Here is a 19,714-nt window from a genome sequence, read left to right on the forward strand (position 1 = left end):
GGGAGGGGGGGGTGCAAACGACTGCGCCCACCCAACCCTCCCCTTTGCAGGGGAGGGAGCAGTACCAAAAATATAAATCGGCGTAATTAAGTGGTGTCGGTAATGAAAAATAAGAGAGTGATGCGGTCACTGACCGTGATGTTGGGCACCTTGTGCCTGACCGGTTTAACAGGGAATACGGGGGTGACGGCGGCGGTTAAACAGCCGGAATTTAACTGGCAGGCTGCGCCGACCGAGGAGATGCGTGCCAGCCTGACGTTGCAGGATGCCATCCTGCGGGCATTTGCGCGTAATCCGCAAATTTCAGAAGCAGCGGCGCAAATTCGCGTCGGCAAAGGCAACCTTGATGAGGCAAAAAGCGCCTGGTATCCGCAGATTTCCTTACAGGGAACTGCCGGAAAATCACATCAGACTGACTCGGCAGGTAGCCTGAGTAATAACGCATCGGCGGGCGTCCAGCTCAGCCAGCTGCTGTATGACTTTGGTCGTACCGGCGGCAGCATCAGTCAGCAGGAATACCTGTCTGATGCCTATCGTTATTCGCTTTACAGCACAATGACTGATGTGGCGCTCAGTACCCTGCAGGCCTATCTCTCGGTCAAACGCTATCAGGCGCTGAGCCTGGCGGCGCGCGACAATATCGCTTCTCTCGAACGTGTGCGGGACACCGCCAGACTGCGGGCAGACGCCGGACTGAGTTCACAGTCTGACGTGTTGCAGGCAGAAACGCGTATCGCCGGAATGAGAGCCACCGTTGAGCAATACCGCGCGCAGCAACGTTCTGCGCAGGCACAACTGACGGTGCTGACCGGCGTGGTGTCCGATAATTTGCCGGATCTGCCGCAAAGCCTGCTGGACCAGAAAGTGACCCTCGACAAAATCCCTTACGAAAACAGCACGCTGGTGCGTGCCGCGCAGGCTAAACAGCAGGCGGCGATTGAAGAAGTCAATCAGACCGAAGCTCAGCACTGGCCGACCCTGAAAGTGCAGGCAGGACGTACGCGCTATGAAAACAGCGGCGGTGGCGGTTCTTACTGGGACGATCAGGTACAGCTGGCGGTGGATGCGCCGGTGTATCAGGGCGGGGCGGTGAGCGCCAAAGTCCGCGCGGCAGAAGGCCAGCGGCAGGCGGCACAGGCCGAAGTCGAAAAAGCCAAGCTGGACATCAACCAGAAAGCGTCGGCAGCTTATGCCGATATGATCGGCGGTCAGCAGCGGCAACTGGCGGGTGAGGAACAGTTCGGCAGCGCGACGCATACCCGCAGCGTTTATCAGGATGAATACAAACTCAGCAAGCGCAGCCTGAACGATTTGCTCAGCGTTGAGCAGGACGTTTTTCAGGCCGATACGTCGCGCATTGGCGCGCTGTATGACGGCTGGGATGCGACGGTGCGCTATGCCGCCGCCGTGGACAATCTGGTCGATATGTTAGGCATCGACAGACACAAACAAACAGGTGACACCATCCCGATGCTGTAAGGCGCGGACAGGACGGGAATAAACCAGAAGCATTCGATATCGAGGTTGAAATGAGTAATGAAGCAACAACACCTTTGTCGATCGACGTCTGGATAAGCGCCATGGGGCGCGTGGCCGAAACATTCGGTAAACCAGCAGATCCGCTTTATCTTCGCCAGCAAATGCGCTGGTTCGAACATCAGCCGTTGCGGCGTCAGCTCGACCGGCTCAGCGGTCTGATGGGGCTTCAGGTGGGTATGGTCAGCTGGAATCAGGTGCGCTGGCGTCAGGAAGTGTTACCTGCCGTCATTACGCTGCAACAGGGTGGCATTGCGGTACTGGAAAATCTGCACGACGACGGCATGGTGGACTACTGGCTGAGCGACGGCGGCAACTTAGTGCGTTCGGCTGAACTGGTGGTGTTGCTTGAGCAAAGCACCGGCCCGGTCTTTCTGGTTGGCGTGGCACCGCGCGGGCGCGATCAGCGTATCGACCCGTTCGTTCAGCCGCATAAAAAACACTGGTTCTGGGATAACTTCCGGGGTTCCGGGCGCAAAATCGCGGAAATCTCGCTGGCCTCTATTCTCGGTAACGTGCTGGCGCTGGCGGGAATTTTGTTCTCAATGCAGGTGTATGACCGCGTTATTCCGGCGCAATCTTACCCGACCTTGTGGGTGCTGTTTTTCGGCGTGGTGCTGGCGGCGGGGATGGAATATGTCATCCGCCTGATGCGTACGCTGGTGTCGGATCTGATGGGCAAGAAAGTCGATCTGAAAGTCTCCTCGCTGTTTTTCGTGCGGGCGATGAATATCAAAAACGACGACCGGCCGAAATCCACCGGTTCCTTTATCTCTCAGTTGCGTGAAATCGATCAGGTGCGCGAACTGCTGACCTCGACCACCATCAGCGCGGCGGCGGATATGCCTTTCGTGTTGCTGTTCCTTGGCATCATGTTTTTCATCGGCGGCCCGCTGGTGATTATCCCGCTGCTGGCGATCCCGCTGATTGTCATTCCCGGCATTCTGATCCAGTGGCCGATGGCCAAACTGGCGAAAGAAGGTATGCGCGAAAGCGCACTGCGCAACGCCGTGCTGGTGGAAACCATCGAAGGCATCGAAGACATCAAAGCCTTGCAGGCGGAAGCCTATTTCCAGCGTCAGTGGGAACAGACGCACGAAGTGAGCGCGGCGGTCGGCATGAAGCAACGCGTGTGGGGCGCGCGCCTGACAGGCTGGGCCTCCACCGTGCAGCAACTGACTTACGGCGGCATGCTGGTTTTCGGCGTGTATCTGGTGCTCAGCGGCGACATCACCACCGGTACGCTGGTCGCCAGCAGCATGTTGTCATCGCGTACCATCGCACCGCTGATGCAACTGACGATGGTGTTTTCCCGCTGGCAGCATGCGAAAAGCGCCATGCGCGGGCTGGATGAACTGCTGAAAAAACCTGTTGACCGGCCAGCGGATGCACAGTTGTCACATTGCCCGACGCTCAGCGGCCATTTCAATGTGCGTAATCTGCAATACACCTACGACAAAGAAAATGCGCCGAATGTGCTCGGTATCGGGCAACTGGAGATCAAGCCGGGCGAACGCGTGGCAATCCTCGGGAAAGTCGGTGCGGGTAAATCCACATTGCTCAAACTGCTGGCGGGGCAGGCCAGTCCGTCGCAGGGGAAAATTCTCATCGACGGCGTCGACATGACTAAAGTTGAACCGGCGGATATCCGCCGCCAGCTCGGTTATCTGTCGCAGGATTCGCGGCTGTTTTTCGGCACCTTGCGTCAGAACCTGATGCTGGGTTATCCGCACGCGACTGACCAGGAAATGCTGCAGGCGTTACGTATCAGTGGCGCGTTGTCGATGGTGCAGGCCGACGCGTCGAGCCTGGATAAAATCATTAACGAAGGCGGGCGCGGGTTGTCCGGCGGTCAGCGGCAGATGGTGATGCTGAGCCGCATGATCCTGCGTAGCCCGCAGGTGGTGCTGATGGACGAACCGACCGCGTCGATGGATGAACAACTGGAAGAATACGTCATCCGTCAGTTACATGGCTGGCTGGTGGGGCGGACGCTGATTGTGGTGACGCACCGTCCGGCGTTGCTCAGGCTGGTGGACAGGATCGTCGTGATGGATAACGGGCGCGTGGTGGCTGACGGACCGCGGGATCAGATCCTCGCCAAAGTAGCCAGCACCACGCCCGCTCCGGCAGCGGCGGTCATGGACGATAAAAAACAAGGCGCAGCCTGAGCTGCTAAGGACACCGCATGGCACATCTGACATTGCATGATGAACTGGAAGCCGAAAGCCGCAAAGTCTCGTGGATTATCTGGGGCACGCTGGCCAGTTTGCTGGTGTTTTTTGTCTGGGCACGTTTTGCTGTGCTGGACGAGGTAACGGTCGGTACCGGCAAAGTGACGCCATCGAGCAAAGCACAGCAAATTGACTCGCTCGATGGTGGCGTAATTTTAAAACTGATGGTGCAGGAAGGATCAGTGGTGAATCGCGGCCAGCTTCTGGCGCAGCTTGACCCGACACGTTCTCAGTCAAACTATGGCGAGGCCGCCTCCCGTGTGCGGACATTACGTGCTTCTTCTGAACGTCTGAGCGCCGAACTGACCGGCGCACCGCTGAAATTCAGCCCCGAAACCATGAAATCGCCGGAACTGGTGGCGCGTGAACGCCAGTTATATTTATCACGTAAGCAGAACCGTGATGAAACGGTGACTAACCTGCAACAGTCGCTCAGACTGGTGAACGATGAAATCAACATGACGCAACCCCTGGTGGCCAAAGGCGCGGCGGGGCAGGTTGAAGTCATTCGCCTCAAACGTCAGGCCAGCGAACTGCGCGGAAAAATCGACGATGCCACTAACCAGTACGCGGTACGTGCGCGTGAGGAGCAGGTGAAAAATAACGCCGATCTGGACGCTGAATTGCAGGTGTTGGCCGGTAAAGAAGATCAGGTGACGCGCTCTGAGCTGTATTCGCCGGTTCACGGCATTGTTAAAGACATTCAGGTTTCCACTGTCGGCGGTGTTCTGCAACCGGGTGGCAAGCTGATGGAAATCGTGCCGATTGAAGATCAGCTGCTGATCGAAACCCGCATTAACCCGCGCGACATCGCCTATATCCGCCCCGGACTGCCTGCCACGGTAAAAATCTCTGCATATGATTCATCAATCTATGGCGATCTGGACGGTAAAGTTGAAGGTGTCTCACCGGATACGTTGCAGGATGAAGTGAAGCGCGACCAGTATTATTACCGTGTGTATGTCCGCACCGATAAAGCTTTCCTGACCAACAAAGCCGGGCGCCAGTTCCCGATCGTGCCGGGGATGGTGGCGAATGTGGATATCAAAACCGGTCAGAAAAGCGTGCTGGATTATCTGATTAAACCGTTGAATAAGGTGAAAGAATCCCTGAGGGAGAGGTAAGCAGGAGGGCGCTGCTGATGCGGCTTTAAAGTCAACAACTTGGGCTCGCCGCCCAAACTGGCCCAGAGGACGCGTAAGCGCGCGCCCTCTGGACTCCGGCGGTATTTTAACTGCGCGCTCTGCTCGCTGACTATGTTTCAGCTGCCGCAGTGATAGCCATAAAGCTCCCTCCCCTGCGAAGGGGAGGGTTGGGGTGGGGTATTAAAGAAAAATCAGAGAGTTAAAGTAAGCTTTGACTAAGTGTTAGCCCGTAAAACCCCCTCCCAACCTCCCCCTTCGCAGGGGGAGGAGGAAAGATAAAACATTCTGTCGTTGAATTTAAGATCGTGCGGGCGATTCAGAAATCTTGCTGAACGGAGCGGCTTCGAGACCTGTGGCTCGAAGACCGAGTGAAGGCACCGCGCAGCGGCAAGATTTCCAGCCTGTCTCTGCGGCAACTGAAACATAGCCAGCACGCGATAGCGCTTGTTGAAAAGCGAAGGGAGATCCAAGAGGGAAAAAGCACTTTTCCCTCTTGGTCGGTTTCGGCGCGAAAGGCTCTGCGATAACAGTTATTGAGAAACCGAAATATTCCCGATTAAGCCTTCACGGCCAGTGAAAATCCAAAATTTGCACCTTTATAAAAGGGGGGCAAGCCGCTATTGCAGCGGCTCCTGCAATCTAAACCCGGCGATAGGATCTTCAATCTCAGTCTTGCGCTTGTCCTGCCACAAATTCATCCTCGCCCGCAGCGAGCCGCTGAGTTCATCGTGAACCTGCTTCGCCGCCTCGGATTCCGGGTTCAGCTCGAGCACGAATTCCATAAATTTATCCGCGATATAACGGTTTTTCTTCACACCGGTACCGGTCAGCCAGGCCATGCCAAGGGTATAAGCGGCTTCGGCGCGATCCGGGTGTGCGGCGTTATGCAGAATTTCCGGCAGCCAGACTTCTGCTGCCTGACGTTTCTCGGCATCTGAGCCATTATCCAGTGCGCAACTGGCGCGATAGTAGGCGGCGGACAGGTGCCCGGCGTCTATCGCACGCTGATACCACTGCATCGCCTGTTCATAATCCGGTTCGCCGCTCAGCCCGTCGCGCAGCGCGTTAGCGCAGGTAAACATAGCCGGAACCATGCCAGAGCGGGCGGCGCTGAGCACACAATCCATCGCATTACTGTCATTGTGATAATGCTCAGGCAAATCATGATGCCAGCCGTTGCGGTAGAAGAAATACAGCTCATAGCAGTGAATGGCACTGCCGTGTCGCGCCATGCCGGTCATCAGAAAATGAGCGGCATCGATGTCGTCATTGATTGCCATATCATGCGCCAGCGTGACCAGATCGCTGACCGGTTGTTCATCCCCCGATTGCTGGATAAGCGACCACGCGTGTTCCATCAGCCCTTCACTTAACTCTGGCCGGGCTGGCAGTCCGTACAATCCGAATTGCAGCGCCGTCGCGGCAAACGCGACCAGCACCGGATCATTGGCCTGGCTCAGGCCGCGGGTCAGTAACTGAGTGAGTACCGGCAAACCTTCTTCATGACCGTTTGCCAGCACGGCGCGGGAAATAAACATGCGGGCAGAATGGCCCGGCATCGCCTGCGGTGAAACGGCGAACAATGCGTCATAAACGGTCAGGCCGGCCTGATCATCATCCTGCCAGTACGCAGTACAAATCCCGGCGAGATCCAGCAGGCGGATGCGGGTTTCAGGCGTGAGGAGCTGAGCCAGTAAAGTCGCCAAACGCTGCTGGAGTTCCTGCGCCCGCGGTGATTCCCGTTCTGCAATATCGCCGGATAGCGCATCGCACAGCGCGTTCGCACGAAACTGGTTACGTTCTTCATCGCTGAATTCCGCACACAGCGGGCTGTCGATAATCAGCATCTGTTGCTCGTCGCTGCCGCCCCAGAACGCGGAATGGAATAACAGGTAGGATTCCATCGTGCCGACGTCGGCGTGACGCACGGACATCGCCATGCGCAGCCAGTAATCCAGCGCTTCTTCACCGGTTTTTCGGGTTTGCTGTAACGCGGCAGGTAACATTTGCGGCCAGTGTGTGGCAGGTTCGAACCCGAGGGCGTGGATATGCGCCACCCCGGCTTGCCAGATTTCACTGTCCTGAATCGAAAACTTCTCATGCAGGGGCTTGGGGATTTCGCCAGCGAAAAGAGATTTCAGCCAGTAAGGCTCACCGAAACCCCCGCTGAGATTCATCAGGTGGCGGAACGCATGAGTCGGGCGCGGGTGTAATTCGATGGCGCGTAAAAACGCCAGCACGGCGTAATCGCAACACAACTGGGCACCGAGCCACTGGTGATCTTCAATTTCATTTTCGCCCTGAGACTGGCGGATCAACCAGGCATTTTCATGCCAGACCATGCCCAGCAATACGTGAGCGTGGTAGCTCTGCGGGCATTGCTGCGCCCAGTCACTGAGAACTTCCAGCGGATTAAGTGCAGGCGATTCCGTACCGGTAAACAGAGTGGCCGGATGCATCAGCAGGCCGTAATCGCTTTGGCCTTCGCCCTGATTCTGCCAGCCACGCATCAGTGACAACAGCCACTCGTCGAGTTTTAGAAAACGGCGGGTTGCCAGAAGCATTCTGGCTTTGGATATGTTGTCGAGCTGATCCTGTTGTGGCATGAGGTTCCCTGAACGGTTGAATAAAGAAGCTGTTGCGTGGCACCGCAGTTTATCGGTCTTCCCGGCGGTGATCAGCGGGATTGGTCTGACTTTGGCTATAGTAACGGATCTGAAGTGTCGCTTACCAACAAAGCCTCTCCACAATATCGATTAATAATTTTCCGAAAATACCTTATTAATTTAATGGATTAGATATCGAATATTAAGAAAATCGAAATTCAAAAGATGGAGATAATGTGAAGTAATTATGGAGAAATACAGTCAACGGGCGCGATATAATCAATGATGAATATCACAGAGTGATATTATATCTTTGTAAATCAAAAAAAACCGGCCACAAAGGGCCGGCTGTTGTTTCCACAAAACGGGGAATGAGGGTAATTGAATAACAAATAATGATGATAGCGAGAGAGAGTATATATTATTGCTGAATGTATGATTTATCACTTAGTGCGGTAACGTGTTTGATTAATTGATTGATATATATCATTTTTTTATTAAATTAGCTTTGCGTGCTTTATTTTAACAAAAATAAACAGACGTAAATTTACGCAAAATTAATATATTGTTACATATTCTAATATATACGTAATGTCTTCACTAATTTCGTATCATTTTCTTTCTGGATTAAAAGAATCTATATCATGAGAATGGAACTGCCATGTCGGGCCAACATTTATACAGATACAAAAAACGTTATGCAGATTTAAAGCGGTAAAAAAAACTGTACTTTACATTTAGTGGCACGGTCCGACACCTATCGAGGACAAAAAAATGAAAATCCGTGTTCTTTCACTCATGATCCCTGCTTTAGTGGTGGCGGGATCAGCAAGTGCGGCAGAAGTTTATAATAAAGATGGTAATAAACTGGACCTGTACGGTTTAGTGGATGGCTTGCACTACTTCTCTAACGACAAAGGTTCTGATGGCGATCAGAGCTACATCCGCCTTGGTTTCAAAGGCGAAACCCAGATTACTGATCAACTGACGGGTTACGGCCAATGGGAATATCAGGTTCAGGCTAATCAGGCTGAAAGCTCTGATGACGGTGACCGCGCATTTACCCGTTATGGTTTTGCAGGTCTGAAATTTGGCGACATGGGTTCATTCGACTACGGTCGTAACAACGGCGTGATGTATGACGTTGCCGCCTGGACCGACATGCAGCCTGAGTTCGATGGTTCCACCTATGGTGCTGACCAGTTCCTTTATCAGCGTACCAACGGCGTGGCAACTTACCGCAACGACAACTTCTTTGGTCTGGTCGATGGCCTGCACTTTGCCCTGCAATATCAGGGTAAAAACGACAGCGGCGGCGGCGAACCAGGTACCCGTGATGTGCTGACACAGAACGGCGACGGTTACGGTATGTCGCTGAGCTACGATATTGGCGCGGGCGTCAGCGTAGCGGGTGCATTCTTCAACTCTGACCGTACTGACGAGCAGAACTCTGCACCGGGTATCATGGGCGACGGTAAAAAAGCCGAAGGCTACACCGGGGGTCTGAAATATGACGCGAATAACGTCTATCTGGCTGCGATGTTTACCCAGGCTTACAACGCTTCCCGCTTCGGTTCCACCGATTCAGAAGCTTACGGTTATGCTAACGAATCCCAGGCATTTGAAGCCTATGCAAGTTATCAGTTCGATTTCGGTCTGCGTCCGTTCGTAGCTTATAACCAAACCCGCGGTAAAGATTTAGGTTCAGACCGTCTGGGTAATAACTACCAGGATCAGGATCTGGTTAAATTTGTTGACCTCGGTGCGACTTACTACTTCAACAAAAACATGTCAGCCTACGTTGACTATAAAATTAACCTGATCGACAGCAGCACCTTCACCGACAACGCTGGCATCAATACCGATGACGTGACGGCGGTAGGTCTGGTGTATCAGTTCTAAGCGTGCCTTTCTCAGACACAGAATAGCGCTTAGCAGTAAAGAATAAGCAGTAAAAGAACGCGGCCTCTGATGGCCGCGTTTTTTGTGGATTTCTGACAGCTTCAGGCAGATTTCTGATGGATGAGATGCAGCGGGGGAGAGACATCAAGTTTGATGTCAGGGTTCTGGCGGAATTCATGTGGCGTTATGTTGAAACGCTTGCGGAACATGTAGGTGAAATGCGATTGCGAACCAAAACCGAAATCCATAGCAATGTCAAAAATCGGGGTTTCACTGCTGCTCAGCTGATAAACAGCACTCGCCAGACGGCGTTCCCTGATGTACTTCCCCAGAGAAATGCCTGTCGATTCTTTGAACAGTTTTTGCATGTGCCAGAGCGAATAGCCTGAATACTCAGCCAGTTCTTCAAGATGGATCACACGACCAAGATGGCCTTCAATCCATTTGCTGAGTGCGCAGACGATAGCGATATGAATGTCTTGAGCCATAACCAGTCTGTATTAAGGTTGAATACCGCTATTATACACGAGTTCGCCAGGTTGGCGTGGCAGCTGTTGCTCAGAGATGTTCAGGGTGGGCAGACAATAATGGCCCGGTGGGCAGGACTGTAATGACAGCCGCGCGGGCCATGTTTTAACGCAACAGGATCCAGTGGATCAAACGGGCGATGCCATCGTCCACCACGACTATCCCGACGAGAATAAGAACAATCAAAACCACAAAGTTCTTACCGGTTGGCAAAATGATGTCTCCCTTTATCCCTTTTCAGGGAACGGAACTCAGTTACCAGGGGCTGCTGCCCTGCATATTCAGTGCAATCACACCCAGACAAACCGCAACAAAGATCAAAAATACGATAAGAAGCCGTTTCATTCTTTTTTTTACAGAGCTTGCGCTCTTCCTCCACAGTGAGTCAGCCAGCAATTTCTTTAGCCACAAACACTGCGAACGTTAACCGCTTATTTCTGCGAGATCCAGTCTGTCAGAAATTTTTAATCTTTTTGCTCGCGTTTGATTAACCGTCTGTGGCCGGGCGACGTACCAGATCGGTTTTCTGCCCGCCATTAATCACCGTCGTTGGTGGCGTTTCCGGCACCAGCGCATCCGGCGCAATGTTCATGTGGTTAAGGATTTCGCCCATAATCTGCCCGAAAATCGGGCCTGCAACCGAACCACCGAAGTGCTTGCCCGCTTGCGGATTATTGACCATCACCACCAGTGCAACACGCGGATTACTGGCAGGCGCAACACCGGCGGTGTAGTTGATGTAACCGCCGTCGTATTTGCCACTGGCTCCCATTTTTTCCGCCGTACCGGTTTTAATCGCCAGACGGTATCCCGGCACCGCAGCGCTGAGGCCGGAGCCGCCGGGCAGGGCGTCACTTTCCATCATATGAATCACGGTTCTGACCACATCAGCCGACATCACACGGGTGCCAAGCACCGGCGGCGTGACTTTGGTTATCGACAGCGGTCGGTAAATACCTTCGGCACCAATCGTGGCGTATTCACGGGCGATTTGCAGTGGCGTGACGCGCAGGCCGTAGCCAAAGGAGAAGGTAGCGCGCTCGATATCAGCCCAGCGGTCACGGTGGAGCGGGAAATAACCACTGCTTTCGCCACCGATACCCAGATCTGTCGGTTTGCCCAAACCAAAGGACTGATAAAGCTGAACCAGTACACTGGCAGGCATCGCCAGCGCAATGTGCGACACCGCAATGTCACTGGATTTTTGCAAGATACCGGTGATGGTCAGCGCTGGCCAATGACCAACGTCGCGGATCAGGTGGCCGTTAACGGTATACGGATGGGTATCGAGAACGGAATCCGGACGGATCATATGGCGGTTCAGACCCGCCATCACCACCAGCGGTTTGACCGTCGAACCCGGTTCGAAACTGTCGCTGATCGCCACATTTCGCATGTCTTTTGCCTGAACACCGGCATAGTTATTGGGATTATAGGACGGATAGGACGCCATCCCTAAAATCTCACCGGTATTCACATCCACCAGAACAGCAGCACCGGATTCAGCCTGGTTAAGCGTAACGCCATCGCGCAGCCGCGAGTACAAAACGTACTGCATAAAACTGTCGATACTCAGGTTGATGGTGGGCGGCTGTTGTGGCGCGACTTCTTTCAGGATGCCGATCACATTGCCATGGCGATCCTGACGGTATTCGCGCATGCCCGGTTTGCCCTGCAGCAGAGCATTAAAGCCTTTTTCAACGCCTGTCAGACCTTCATTATCTGTCCCGACGACGCCGACCAGATTTGCTGCGGCTTCACTCATCGGGTAATAACGGCTGTCATCGAGCTGACTGCTGATGCCGCCGAGGTGCAGCTGGCTGATATCTGCGGCGATGCCTTCTTCTATTTTGCGGCCGAGATAGACGAAGCGGCGTTGAGGATCACTGGTGATGGTTTGCTGGAGCTGCGAAAGTGGCATATTCAGCGCGGAAGCCAGATATTGCCACTTCGGACTGTTCAGGTCGCTGTGCAATTCCAGCACACGGAACGGATCGGCGATAATGTCTTTTGAGGCGACGCTCAGCGCCAGCGGATGGCCGTTACGATCAACAATAGTGCCGCGCCCGGCAGGGATGACAGTGGAACGCAACGAGCGGGAGTCGGCTTCTTTTTCCAGCATTGGCTGGTTGAGCAATTGCAGGTAGCCCACCCGGCCGAGCAGAAGCGCCAGACAACAGACAATACCGAGACAAATCAGCGCAAAGCGCTTGGTGTAGAAATTAGGTTGGGCGCTGGATTTTTTTAGGCTCGGTGGCATGGCGGTTTCGCAAAGTCATTGGCGCGTGTGAAGCGAAAAGCGAAGGTGCGGGAACAATGTACCGGATGAAATCACCCAGGTCTGTACCTCATTCTGTGCAACTCATCGCTCTGATTGATAATGAATTTCGTATAACCCGCACATCTTATATTAAGCCATAGCGATGGATTGTTTATTTCAATTGCTCTTTGTAAGTAAGTGCAACGGCAAGGTGGATTTTTACTCCACAGCGAGCCACTCATCGGCTTCTTCGAACATTTCCTCTAACATTTGGTTTAACTGCGAACGTTCCTGCTTGCTGGCACCGTGGGTATTCAGCCCGTTAGCCTGCATCGGTTTTACTTTTACTTCCGCGTCAGGAAACAGACGGTGTACCCGTTTAACCAGTTCCGCTTCAATCTTTTCACTGGCATTGGGGATGCCGGAGACATTCCGTTTGTCAAAAATCAGTTCGACCCGCATAACTTTCCTCATAAAAGACAGGGAGAAATAACTGTTGAAATATACAGTCTTATTTGTGCGGGTCCAAGTGATTTTTAGTCTGTTCTCTGCATAACGCCGCGCCCGATGAGACGCTGACGATCGTGAGGGCGGCGCAGATCAAGCTGCGGACCTGCCGGAACGATACCTGTCGGATTCAGCCATAAAATACCGTAGTAACCTTGTTTGATATGCGCCAGGTTTACCGTGTCGCTGACCCCCGGCCACTGATAGAGTTCACGCAAATAATTTGAAAGATTTCGATAGTCTTCAATACGGCGAATATTACATTTGAAGGCACCGTGATACGCGCTGTCGAAACGCACCAGAGTGACGAATAGACGCCAGTCGGCTTCGGTAATATATTCACCGGCCATGTACCGGTGGGTGTTTAAATGCGCCTCAAGGGTATCGAGCGTGCCGAACAGTTGGGTCACGGCGGCGTTATAGCTTGCCTGAGTCTTCGCAAAGCCTGTCTTGTACACACCGTTGTTGACGTCGTGATAAATCACTTCATTCCAGCGGTCGATGTCTTCGCGCAGGGCAGCAGGATAAAAGTTATCCCGATTTCCGGTCAGTGCATCAAACGTATGGTTAAGAATGCGGATAATGTCAGCCGATTCATTATTGATGATACGTCCTTCGCGACGGTCCCACAGTACGGGCACGGATACTTTGCCGGTATAGTGTGCATCGCTGGCGGTATAGAGCTGATGGATGTAACGCACCTGCTCAATCTTTTCGCCTGCATCCTGCGGCGTGTCGAACGTCCAGCCATTTTCACCAATCACCGGCTGAGCAACGGATACCTGAATGAATTTTTCCAGCCCTTTCAGATGGCGGAAAATTAATGTACGCGAGGCCCACGGACACAAATAAGAGACGAAAAGCTGATACCGTCCGGCTTCCGGCTCAAGATGTGTCTGGCGAAAGGCAGTTTCCTCACGATGAAATGCCCCGTTTTTTATTTCTTCTTTCGCGACGTCGCCGCTTACCCATTTTCCGTTGACCAGTCCCGCCACGATGGTTGCACTCCGCTCATTTTTTTAGAAAGTTATCAGAATATAGGGTCCACCGTAACGGTTTCAGGCTGCGCTATAAACGACATTATTTTCAAGAAGAAGGTCAAATAATTTGATAGGGAAAAATAGGCGTGGCCCCAATAAAAAAGCCAACCGGTCAGGGTTGGCTTTCATCTTTGCGCTAACGGCGAATGTCAGTTTGCCAGGAAGCGTTTTTCATCTGTCAGCACCTGAAGCAGCAAGCCAAGCTCGGGTTTCTGATCTTTAATCCGCTTGCCGTTAATGTCAAAAGCGCGGTAATCCCCGTTATTTTCCAGTTCCAGCGTCTGGTCCGGGGTGGTGATCACCAGCGTACCGTCGTCGCTGGTCGTGACCCAGTTATGACGACGCTTCGCAGCGAACAAATCTTCGCCCTGCGAGTAATCCGCCGGGGCCGTAGTGACGTGCAACAGGCGCTGCATCAGCGTGGTCATCACATCGGCATGATCCGTCAGCTTATCGATATTCTGCGCCGGTGTGCCCGGCCAGTGAATGATCAGCGGAACCTGCAACTGGCGGCGGTTCATCGAGTTACCTGACCCCCAGGTGCCATTCTCGTTGAATTCAATACCGTGTGAGGCGGTAATGACCACCACAGTTTTCTCCAGCTCTCCGCGGTCTTTTAACGATTGCAGGATGGCCTTGATTTGATCATCCACGCCCAGTGCACCGTTCTGATAGCGACGAATAAAGGTGTTACCGGTTGGCACACTGGCCCCGTCCTGACGCAATGCACTGCTGATGCCGTTCAGGTTCACGTAGGAGAACCACGGTCCGTTGCCAAGGCCATTCAGCCATTGTTGCCATTGATAAACGGTTTGCTGGTCAGTCTGTTTGACTGGCGGCGGCAAGGTGAAATCGGTCAGTAATGCCTGGCGATACAGCGGGCTGTTAAAACCGTCTGAGGCAAATAAACCAAATTCGTAACCTTGTTGCTCCAGCGATGTCACCAGCGCAGAAGGTTTACGCGCCGCCAGAATCCCCTGCATATAGCTTGGCGAAATCCCGTAGAACAGGCCGAACTGCCCGGTGTCATTACGGTTTCCGGAACTGAAATGCTGATCAAAACGAATGTTATGTTTGGCAAAATCACTCAGTGCTGGCATGTCTTTATCCAGCGTGGCGGTATGGACACCGTCGAGTACCACCATCAGCAAATTATACTTCGACCCGGTTTTCGCGAAGCTGAGGGTATTCAGCGGATATTCCACTGCCAGCGCTTCAGGGTTGCCTTGTTCGATCAGCCGTTTCTGGTATTCACCGGCATTCAGCAAGCCGTGTTTTTCAAGGAATTTGCGCGCCGTCATCGGATACGACAGCGGAAGATTCGCGCGCTGCATGGTGATCGGGCGATAGAAGTTGGCATCCGCCCAGATGTACATCAGATGCGAAGCAAAGAAACTGGCAATGAACAGCACGACAATCGGCTTAGCAAAATTACGGCGGTTCAGGCTGCGCAGCTTTTGCCACGCCCAGGTACCGAACAGCATTTCGAGCAGGAATATCACCGGCACAGCAATAAACATCAGCTGCCAGTCGCGGGCCATCTCGCCCTGAACGGGATTGACCACCAGTTCCCACACAACCGGATTAATATGCAGGTGGAAACGGGTAAAGACTTCGGTATCGACCAGGAGCAGGGTCAGCCCGGCAGTAGCCAGAATAGCGGATAAGAACCGCAGCAGGCGTTGTGACATCACCACGAAGGTGAGCGGGAAGATGATCAGTAAATATGCCGAGAAACCGATAAAACTGAAATGCCCAAGCCAGCTGACCAGCGCGTAAATACGCCCCTGCAATGAAGAAGGCCAGTCAGAAACAAACAGGTAGCGGCTGCCGATCCCAAGAATGAGCAGGATATTAAACAGGGCGAACCAGTGGCCCCAGCTGATCATCTGGGATACTTTTTCGCGATAGCGCTGACGATTTGTCACCATGAGAGGGTTTGGGCAAGTTGTGAATTAATGGGCTTTATCTTCTCTTATCGACGCTTGCAACGCTTTCGCAAAGGACTGCGACAAGGCTTTGCGCTGTGCAGGAGCGACGCTGGTATTAATAAGGTTTGTCACCATATTGCCCAGAACCATCAGAGACAGGTCTGTCGGGGCGCGGTGTTTTTCCAGAACTGTCGCCAGCTCGGAAAGGAGCTGTTCAACGTGTTCGTCACTGTAACGGGATGATTGTGCCATAGAGTATTGTGCTTCTTGATCCGACAAAGTCCAATATCTTAGCGTATCACGCCTCTGTTTTCCGCATTTTTATAACCCCTTCACACTTCGGGTTGCAGATGCGTTGACTGCACTCAGTCACCCGAATCACTTACCGGCGTAAGCTCATCGGGATTTCTTCGTTTGCCGCCTTCCTGCAACACGAATTATTTTGGGTTTTTTCTCGCATCAAACTCTTATTTCTAAGGCATGAGCGGTTGCGGCTTTGACGCTTCGGTGTTTGAATACGCCCCGCAGACAAACCCTTCTTACACGGCTGCAATTCTTACAGGAGAAAATCCCCATGAGTCTGGATCTCGAGCAGATCGCTCTGCACCAGTTGAACAAACGTGATGAGCAAACGCTGGATGTTGTGCTGCGTGATACGCTTCTGACGCCCAATGCTGCCGTTGATGAAATGATGGCAGAACTGCACCGCGTCTACAGTGCAAAAAGCAAAGCGTACGGTCTGTTCAATGAAGACAGCGAGCTGGCAGTCGCATTACGCAGTTGCCGCAAAGGGGACGACGATTTCCTGTCATTCAGCCGCGCTGCCACTGGCCGTCTGCGTGACGAACTGGCGAAATACCCGTTTGCCGAAGGCGGCGTGGTGCTTTTCTGTCATTACCGCTTCCTGGCAGTCGAATATTTACTGGTTGCCGTGCTGAACAGCCGCAGCAGTATGCGCGTCAATGAACAGCTGGATGTCAGCAGCATTCATTATCTCGACATCAATCATGCGGATATTGTGGCGCGTATTGATCTGACGGAATGGGAAACCAATCCGGAATCGACCCGTTACCTCACCTTCCTGAAAGGCCGGGTAGGGCGCAAAGTCTCTGACTTCTTTATGGATTTCCTCGGCGCATCCGAAGGTCTGGATACCAAGGCGCAGAACCGTGGCCTGCTGCAGGCGGTTGATGATTTCTGTACCGAAGCGCAGCTCGATAAAAACGAGCGTCAGAATTACCGTCAGCAGGTTTATACCTACTGCAACGAGCAACTGCAGGCGGGCGAGGAGATCGCGCTGGATGATCTGTCCGAAGAACTGCCGCCGTGGAATGACAAGAAATTTAAAGAATTTACCCAGGAGCAGGGCTATCAGCTGGAAGAAACCTTCCCGGCCGACCGCAGCACCTTGCGTCAGCTGACCAAATTCGCCGGCAGCGGCGGCGGTCTGAGCATCAACTTCGATGCCATGCTGATGGGCGAACGCATTTTCTGGGATCCGGCGACCGATACGCTGACCATTAAAGGCACACCGCCGAATCTGCGGGATCAATTGCAGCGCAAAGCGGGCAATAAATAATACCCGTCATACTTCAGGCTGCAGATGCGTTGGCTGCGTTCGCTCACCCCGGTCACTTAGCTATCTAAGCTCCCGGGGATTCACGAACTTGCCGTCTTCCTGCAACCTGAATTATTTAGGGTATGAGCGGATTTTAGGCAATAAAAAACGCCGCATAAGCGGCGTTTTTTATTTGTTCTCGCACGGCGTCCCGATGCGCAACAACTCAGTCAGCGATTAAACGCGAACGAAGTCGATGTGAGCCAGTTTTGGCTTGAACGGGTGACGCTGTACAGCCTGAACTTTAACTTTGGTTTCTTTACCGTCGATAACCAGAGTAATTGCTTCAGAGTAGAACTCCGCTTTAACTTCCAGATTCTTGACAGAATCGTGGTCCAGTTTGATAGAAACCGGAGCAGCTGAGCCACCGTAAACGATAGCTGGGAATTTGTTTGCTGTACGCAGGCGGCGGCTCGCACCTTTGCCCTGCTCGTCCTGTGGACGTACTTCTACATTGATAGTGATCATTGTATGTTTCTCGATTAGAACTACTTCTAAAATGTGCCCCGCCACCTGCGACCGAGTGACGAGTTGAGTACTGCGGCTTTCACACAAGGCGAAAGCGGGCGGTATGATACCGGAGTCGGCGCGCAGCAACAATGAATAATTACCGATTTGGTCATCCCTGTTACCCGCGCAGTTCGTTAGCGCGCCGGTAGCGGCCTTCATAATCAAACATTTTTTCCCGCACCTGCCAGAACTGGCCTTTCATGCGCGCCACCACAAAATCCGGATGACGCAATAAAATCTGCTGCGCGACGATATCCGCGGCGGTATTCCATTCCAGCGGTACGCCCGGCGCGCGCTGGTGCGGACGCAGGAAGTTATGCAGAAACGCCATGCGCTGGGCAGGCGTCGTCAGGCGAAAGCGCTCGGAAACGTCAGCACCGTCTTCATCGTAATAAGTAATCTTCAGCCATTCGCCTTTGTCGTCGCGCCCGTTTTTCAGATTCATACCACCACAGCGCAGCACCAGTGCATCTTTCAGGCGCAGCGCGGCTTTCAGCATATCATCGGGATCGACCAGAATTTCCTGACACTGATGACAACGCCGTGCGGCGATATCGTTCTCGGCGCCACAGTGCGGACAGCTTTTAAAGCGAAAGCGGAAATCACATTGCTCGCGATTGCCTTCATCATCTTCCAGCACGCCCTGACAGCGACGGCCAAAATGCTCGATGACTGTGCCGTCTTCGGTGGTTTTTCCCCAGAAAATATTGGCGAAACCGCAGGCCGGGCAGAACACCTGCACCGGTTTGTTATCGCCCGCCGGTTTATGGCTGCCGACTTCCGGCGTAAACAGGTCATGCGGGTTTCCGGCGTAATCGAGGATCAGGCAATCCGTTTTGCCCGGTGCGAGCCGCAGCCCGCGTCCGACAATTTGCTGATACAGACTGACGGATTCGGTCGGGCGCAGGATGGCGATAAGATCCACATGCGGTGCGTCAAAGCCGGTGGTCAGCACCGATACATTCACCAGATAGCGTAACTGCTGCGCTTTAAACGCGGTAATCAGCCTGTCCCGTTCCACCGCGTGTGTTTGTGCGCTGATCAGCGCCGCTTCGCCTTTCGGCAGCAGACCGAAAATTTCACCGGCGTGTTCCACCGTCGAGGCAAAAATCATCACCCCTTTGCGGTCCTGTGCGAACTCAATAATCTGGCTGATGATGTGCGGCGTGATGCGCTTTTGCTGGCGCAGTTCGTCATTCAGATCGGCTTCACTGAACAGACCATTACTGCTGGCCTGCAGGCGGCTGAAATCGTAACTGACTACCGGCATATCGAGCCGTTCCGGCGGTACCAGAAAGCCGTTTTTAATCATGTAACGCAATGGCAGTTCATAGATGCAGTCGCGGAACAGGCTGTTGGCATCGCCGCGTACAATGCCCTGATGGTGATACTGATAAATCCAGCCCTTGCCCAAACGGTAGGGCGTGGCGGTCAGGCCGAGCAGCCGCAGGCGCGGGTTTTGTGCTTTGAGATGGCCGATGATTTGCTGATACTGACTGTTGTCATCGTCGGAGATACGGTGGCATTCATCGACAATCAGCAGGGAAAACTCACCGCTGAACTCCGACAGGTTAGGCGCGACGGACTGCACGCTGCCAAATACCACTTTGCCGCTGCTTTGCTTGAGATTAAGGCCTGCGGCGAAGATATCGGCTTCCAGCCCGTAAGAAAGGTATTTGCTGTGGTTTTGCGCCACCAGTTCTTTGACGTGGGCGAGCACCAGCACACGCCCGCGGGCAACGCGCGCCAGTTCGGCAATCACCAGACTTTTTCCCGCGCCGGTCGGCAGCACAATCACAGCCGGTTCGTCGTGCTGGCGAAAATGACGCAGCGTGGCATCCACGGCATCTTGCTGGTAAGGGCGGAGGGTAAAAACAGTCACGCGATGATCACCTGT

The 19,714-nt window shown here is 53.3% G+C and carries 14 protein-coding genes; 5 read left to right on the plus strand and 9 right to left on the minus strand.

Going from position 1 to position 19,714, the window contains the following annotated elements:
* Positions 1–102: 102 nt before the first annotated feature.
* Genes DXU84_RS04625 through DXU84_RS04635 form a run of 3 tightly spaced genes read left to right on the plus strand, consistent with a single transcriptional unit; the run spans position 103 to position 4,894 of the window.
* Complete coding sequence (locus DXU84_RS04625) at positions 103–1,479, plus strand: TolC family outer membrane protein (RefSeq protein ID WP_041673044.1); 1,377 nt, start codon at positions 103–105, stop codon at positions 1,477–1,479.
* 50 nt (positions 1,480–1,529) lie between these two features.
* Positions 1,530–3,707 carry a type I secretion system permease/ATPase gene (locus DXU84_RS04630; protein WP_153374949.1) on the plus strand — a complete coding sequence of 726 codons (2,178 nt, stop codon included), beginning with the start codon at positions 1,530–1,532 and terminating at the stop codon, positions 3,705–3,707.
* A gap of 17 nt (positions 3,708–3,724) precedes the next feature.
* On the plus strand, positions 3,725–4,894 hold the full coding sequence (locus DXU84_RS04635) for an HlyD family efflux transporter periplasmic adaptor subunit (RefSeq protein ID WP_013574625.1): 1,170 nt from the start codon (positions 3,725–3,727) through the stop codon (positions 4,892–4,894).
* A 638-nt stretch (positions 4,895–5,532) separates the two neighbouring features.
* Here DXU84_RS04635 and DXU84_RS04640 read toward each other — a convergent pair.
* The gene (locus tag DXU84_RS04640; RefSeq protein WP_153374951.1) at positions 5,533–7,521 is read right to left on the minus strand and encodes a DUF4034 domain-containing protein; all 1,989 of its coding nucleotides are present in this window, start codon (positions 7,519–7,521) and stop codon (positions 5,533–5,535) included.
* A 774-nt stretch (positions 7,522–8,295) separates the two neighbouring features.
* Between DXU84_RS04640 and ompC the strand changes: the two genes are divergently transcribed.
* Positions 8,296–9,423 (plus strand): porin OmpC, encoded by a 1,128-nt coding sequence (gene ompC / locus DXU84_RS04645; protein WP_013574627.1) that lies wholly within the window; start codon positions 8,296–8,298, stop codon positions 9,421–9,423.
* 101 nt (positions 9,424–9,524) lie between these two features.
* On the opposite strand, the gene DXU84_RS04650 is transcribed toward ompC, so the two are convergent.
* From DXU84_RS04650 to DXU84_RS04675, 6 genes are all read right to left on the minus strand, one after another.
* Entirely contained in the window at positions 9,525–9,911 is a 387-nt protein-coding gene (locus DXU84_RS04650; protein WP_013574628.1) for a helix-turn-helix domain-containing protein, read from the minus strand.
* Between the two features lie 527 nt (positions 9,912–10,438).
* On the minus strand, positions 10,439–12,211 hold the full coding sequence (locus DXU84_RS04655; RefSeq protein WP_013574629.1) for a penicillin-binding transpeptidase domain-containing protein: 1,773 nt from the start codon (positions 12,209–12,211) through the stop codon (positions 10,439–10,441).
* A gap of 219 nt (positions 12,212–12,430) precedes the next feature.
* The gene (locus DXU84_RS04660; protein WP_013574630.1) at positions 12,431–12,673 is read right to left on the minus strand and encodes a DinI family protein; all 243 of its coding nucleotides are present in this window, start codon (positions 12,671–12,673) and stop codon (positions 12,431–12,433) included.
* A 74-nt stretch (positions 12,674–12,747) separates the two neighbouring features.
* Positions 12,748–13,713: a glutathione S-transferase family protein gene (locus tag DXU84_RS04665; protein ID WP_013574631.1), complete on the minus strand. Its 966-nt coding sequence runs from the start codon at positions 13,711–13,713 to the stop codon at positions 12,748–12,750.
* Positions 13,714–13,907: 194 nt separating this feature from the next.
* Positions 13,908–15,689: an LPS biosynthesis-modulating metalloenzyme YejM gene (gene yejM / locus DXU84_RS04670; protein WP_013574632.1), complete on the minus strand. Its 1,782-nt coding sequence runs from the start codon at positions 15,687–15,689 to the stop codon at positions 13,908–13,910.
* Between the two features lie 24 nt (positions 15,690–15,713).
* Complete coding sequence (locus DXU84_RS04675; RefSeq protein WP_015696497.1) at positions 15,714–15,941, minus strand: YejL family protein; 228 nt, start codon at positions 15,939–15,941, stop codon at positions 15,714–15,716.
* 322 nt (positions 15,942–16,263) lie between these two features.
* Between DXU84_RS04675 and yejK the strand changes: the two genes are divergently transcribed.
* Complete coding sequence (gene yejK, locus DXU84_RS04680; protein ID WP_013574634.1) at positions 16,264–17,268, plus strand: nucleoid-associated protein YejK; 1,005 nt, start codon at positions 16,264–16,266, stop codon at positions 17,266–17,268.
* A gap of 216 nt (positions 17,269–17,484) precedes the next feature.
* On the opposite strand, the gene rplY is transcribed toward yejK, so the two are convergent.
* Both rplY and DXU84_RS04690 read right to left on the minus strand, forming a co-directional pair.
* Positions 17,485–17,775, minus strand: a complete 291-nt coding sequence (gene rplY / locus DXU84_RS04685) for a 50S ribosomal protein L25 (protein ID WP_013574635.1) — start codon at positions 17,773–17,775, stop codon at positions 17,485–17,487.
* Positions 17,776–17,935: 160 nt separating this feature from the next.
* The gene (locus tag DXU84_RS04690; protein WP_370461722.1) at positions 17,936–19,699 is read right to left on the minus strand and encodes a DEAD/DEAH box helicase; all 1,764 of its coding nucleotides are present in this window, start codon (positions 19,697–19,699) and stop codon (positions 17,936–17,938) included.
* Between the last annotated feature and the right edge of the window lie 15 nt (positions 19,700–19,714).

The sequence above is a fragment of the Rahnella sp. RcJ3 genome (genome assembly GCF_009498575.1).
In the GTDB taxonomy this organism is placed as follows: Bacteria; Pseudomonadota; Gammaproteobacteria; order Enterobacterales; family Enterobacteriaceae; genus Rahnella; species Rahnella aceris.

Excerpts from the sequence above, each read along its gene's own strand:
- DXU84_RS04630 (WP_153374949.1), top strand. The coding sequence starts at position 1,530 with ATGAGTAATGAAGCAACAACACCTTTGTCGATCGACGTCTGGATAAGC.
- DXU84_RS04625 (WP_041673044.1), top strand. The coding sequence starts at position 103 with ATGAAAAATAAGAGAGTGATGCGGTCACTGACCGTGATGTTGGGCACC.
- yejK (WP_013574634.1), top strand. The coding sequence starts at position 16,264 with ATGAGTCTGGATCTCGAGCAGATCGCTCTGCACCAGTTGAACAAACGT.
- DXU84_RS04675 (WP_015696497.1), bottom strand. The coding sequence starts at position 15,941 with ATGGCACAATCATCCCGTTACAGTGACGAACACGTTGAACAGCTCCTT.
- DXU84_RS04635 (WP_013574625.1), top strand. The coding sequence starts at position 3,725 with ATGGCACATCTGACATTGCATGATGAACTGGAAGCCGAAAGCCGCAAA.
- DXU84_RS04655 (WP_013574629.1), bottom strand. The coding sequence starts at position 12,211 with ATGCCACCGAGCCTAAAAAAATCCAGCGCCCAACCTAATTTCTACACC.
- yejM (WP_013574632.1), bottom strand. The coding sequence starts at position 15,689 with ATGGTGACAAATCGTCAGCGCTATCGCGAAAAAGTATCCCAGATGATC.
- rplY (WP_013574635.1), bottom strand. The coding sequence starts at position 17,775 with ATGATCACTATCAATGTAGAAGTACGTCCACAGGACGAGCAGGGCAAA.
- DXU84_RS04660 (WP_013574630.1), bottom strand. The coding sequence starts at position 12,673 with ATGCGGGTCGAACTGATTTTTGACAAACGGAATGTCTCCGGCATCCCC.
- DXU84_RS04640 (WP_153374951.1), bottom strand. The coding sequence starts at position 7,521 with ATGCCACAACAGGATCAGCTCGACAACATATCCAAAGCCAGAATGCTT.
- DXU84_RS04650 (WP_013574628.1), bottom strand. The coding sequence starts at position 9,911 with ATGGCTCAAGACATTCATATCGCTATCGTCTGCGCACTCAGCAAATGG.
- ompC (WP_013574627.1), top strand. The coding sequence starts at position 8,296 with ATGAAAATCCGTGTTCTTTCACTCATGATCCCTGCTTTAGTGGTGGCG.